Genomic DNA, 3276 nt, shown 5'->3' on the forward strand with positions numbered 1-3276 from the left:
CCGCGTGTGGCCGAGGCGCGCGCGGCGCTGGAAACCGCGCGGCGCGACGCGCGCAGCGCGCGCAAGGTGGGATCGCCCACGCTCACGCTCAGCAGCGAATACGCCAACGACCCGTCGACGTCCTCGCCATGGCTGCTGGGCGGCGGGGTGGACCTGCCGCTGGACATCGGCGGCCGGCGCGGCGCGCGGCTGGCGCGGGCGGACCTTGGAGTGGTCGCGGCGCGCTACGATCTGGCCGAGGTGGCCTGGGCCGATCGCATGGCGCTGATCCGCGCGCTGACGGATCACCTGATTGCCCGGCGGCAGGCGGAACTCGGCGCAACCATCGTTGCCATGCGCGACCGGCAATTGGCGGTGCTGGAACAGCGCGTGGCGCGTGGCGAGACGGCCGGGCTGGACCTGTTTCCCTATCGTGCACAGCGCGCGCAGGCAGCGCGGGCGCTGGAAGACGCGCAGCGGCGCGCGCAACAGGCGCGCATCGCGATGGCGGGCGTGCTGGGCCTGCCCGCAACCGCGCTCGACGGCCTTGATGTCGCATGGGATGGTTTCGACGCCGCGCCCGCCGATACGCCCGCGTTGTCTCCATCCGCCATGGCCCGTGCCGTGGCCGGCCGCGCCGACGTGCTCAAGGCCATCGTCGCCTACGATCAGGCCGAGGCCGATCTGCGCGGGGAGCTGGCGCGCCAGTATCCCGCCGTCAGCCTGGGGCCGGGCTATACCTGGGAGCGCGGTCTGGTGAAGCTGCCGTTCGCGATCAACCTGACGGTGCCATCGTTCGATCTCAACCGCGCCGCGATCCGCGCGGCCGAAGCGCGCCGCGCGCAGGCCGGAGCGGCGATCGAAACCGCGCTCGCACAGGCGCAGGCCGCAATCGAAAGCGCGCGGGCGGAACGGACGGCGGCATCGGCGGCTCTTGATCGGGTCCGTCGCACCGAATTGCCACAGACCGAAGCCGTCGCCCGGCGCGCCGATGCCCAGCTTGCCAAAGGCGCGGTCGGCCGCGCGGACTGGACCGGCGCACAGATCGCGGCGCTGGAAGCGCGCCTGGCTGAAATCGATGCCCTGGCGCGCCTGCGCGCGGCGGACGCCGCGCTGGAAGACGCCCTGCGGCAGCCGCTGGAAGGACCGGAAACGATGATCGACCGCAACCGCCTCGTCACCCTGCTGGAGAAGCAGCCATGAAGCGGTTGGCCATCGCGGGTCTGGTGCTGGGCGGCATGGGCGCGGGCGTGCTCGGCACCCTGCTCGCGGTTTCGCGCATGGACGCGGATGCCGAGACGGGAGATTCCGACCCGCCCGTATCGACTGCTGGCGCGGGGCTGCATCTGGACGCCGGGGCGCAGGCGCGCGCCGGGATCCGGCTGGCCGAGCCCGTGCCGGCGACGCAGCGCACGGAAGCGGCCGGCTATGCCCGCGCCATCGACCTCACCGCGCTTTCGGCGATTGCCGCCGAAGTGACCGCCGCGACGGCCGCCGCCGAGGCATCGGGGCGCGAAGCCGCACGGCTGGCCAGCCTCGCCCGCGCCGATCAGGGTGCATCGCAACGCGATGTGGAAATGGCACGGGCACAGGCGGTGGCAGATCTCGCGCGGCTGGGCGCGGCCTGCCAGCGGATCGGGCTGGAATTCGGCGCGGGCCTTGCGCGGCTGGGATGTGGGAGCGTGCCGGGACTGGCGCGCGAAGCAGCGGCGGGCACAGTCGCCGTGCTGCGCATCGATTTCCCCGACGGCATCGTTCCGGCCGGCTCCACGATAACCGTCGATGCAGGCGACCTGCAGATCGGTGTCCGGGCGCTCGGCCCCGCCGCGATGGGTGACACGCAACTGCAGACGGCGGGGACGCTGGCGCTGCTCCGTGGCGCTGCCGTGGCCCGCGCGGGCGTCGGGCGCATCCTGGCGGCGCATCGCACGGACGCCGGCACGCAGGGCGGATACCTGATCCCGCGCGAAGCGCTGGTGCGGGTGGACGGCGCGCTCTGTGCCTATCGCTTGGCAGGGTCTGACGGCTTCGAGCGCGTGCCATTGCAAGGGGCGGTTGCGCGCCGCGAAGGCTGGTTCGTTCCCGCCGCCGCGCTGCGCGCGAACGATCGCATCGTGGTATCGGGCGCCGGCACGCTGCTGGGCCTCGAACACGCTGCCCCGGCAGACGGGCCGGCAGACGGGGGCGACGAATAGCGATGCTGTCGTTCATCGTCCGCCAGTCGCTGCGTCATGCCTGGACCGTGCTGGCCCTGGCTCTCGTCCTGCTGGGGCTTGGCGCCGCGCGCGTGGCCGGCGCCGCCTATGACGTGTTTCCGGAATTCGTGCCGCCGCAGGCCAGCGTCCAGACCGAGGCGCCGGGCTATACGCCGCGCCAGGTCGAAATGCTGATCACGCGGCCGCTGGAAGCGGTCATCAACGGCGCCAACGGCGTGGAGACGGTCCGTTCGGAATCGATCCAGGGGCTGTCGGTCATCGACGTGACCTTCCACGAAGGCGTCGATCCCTACCGCGCGCGGCAGCAAGTGTCCGAGGCGCTGGCCGATGCCATCCCGCAATTGCCCGCCGGGTCCGATACGCCGCGCATCACCCCGCTCACCTCCTCGACCATGGACCTGCTCAAGATCGGCTTCACCAGCGATCGCCTGAGCCCCATGGCGCTGCGCGATCTTGTCGAATGGACGGTCCGCCCGCGCCTGCTCGCCGCGCCGGGAGTGGCGCGCGCGAACGTGTTTGGCGGCGAACAGCGCCGGATCGAGGTGCGGGCCGATCCCGCGCGCCTGCTGGCCCGCAGCCTGACCTTCGCCGACCTTGCCGGGGCGGTGGACCGCGCCATCCACGTCAACGGCGGCGGCTTTGCCGACACGCCCAGCCAGCGCATCCTGATCGATCCCGGCCCCAGCGCGATGACCGCCCGCCAGATCGCGGACTCCGTGCTCTCCACGGGCAGCGGCGGGACCGTGCGGGTCGGCGATGTCGCGCAAGTGGTCGATGCCGCCGCGCCGCGGCAGGGCGATGCGCTGATCATGGGGCGCCCCGGCGTGCTGATGACGCTATCGAGCCAGTATGGCGCCAACACCTTGCAGACCACGCGCAACCTGGAAGCGGCGCTGGCCGAAGTCACGCCCGCCCTGACCGCCGCCGGCGTCCGCATCCTGCCCGCGATGCACCGCCCGGCGAACTTCATCGAAAGCGCGCTGGGCGGGATCGAGCGCGATCTGGTGATCGGGGCGCTGATGATCGCGCTGGTGCTGATGCTGATCCTGCGCGACTGGCGCGTGACGCTGATCGCGTTCGT

Annotated in this window: 3 protein-coding genes; all 3 read left to right on the forward strand. The window is 72.4% G+C overall.

Annotated elements, in window-relative coordinates; translation table 11 throughout:
* Positions 1–1182, forward strand: a 1182-nt coding sequence (locus B3547_RS13285) for a TolC family protein (RefSeq protein ID WP_292963901.1), incomplete at its 5' end; no start/stop codon positions are given.
* Entirely contained in the window at positions 1179–2174 is a 996-nt protein-coding gene (locus B3547_RS13290) for a hypothetical protein (RefSeq protein ID WP_292963903.1), read from the forward strand. The genes B3547_RS13285 and B3547_RS13290, both read left to right, overlap by 4 nt.
* Positions 2175–2176: 2 nt before the next feature.
* On the forward strand, positions 2177–3276 hold a 1100-nt coding region (locus tag B3547_RS13295; protein WP_292963948.1), incomplete at its 3' end, for an efflux RND transporter permease subunit.

The organism is Novosphingobium sp. UBA1939 (genome assembly GCF_002336885.1).
Taxonomy (GTDB): Bacteria; Pseudomonadota; Alphaproteobacteria; order Sphingomonadales; family Sphingomonadaceae; genus Novosphingobium.

Coding starts and splice junctions, on each gene's coding strand:
- B3547_RS13290 (WP_292963903.1), top strand. CDS start 1,179: ATGAAGCGGTTGGCCATCGCGGGTCTGGTGCTGGGCGGCATGGGCGCG.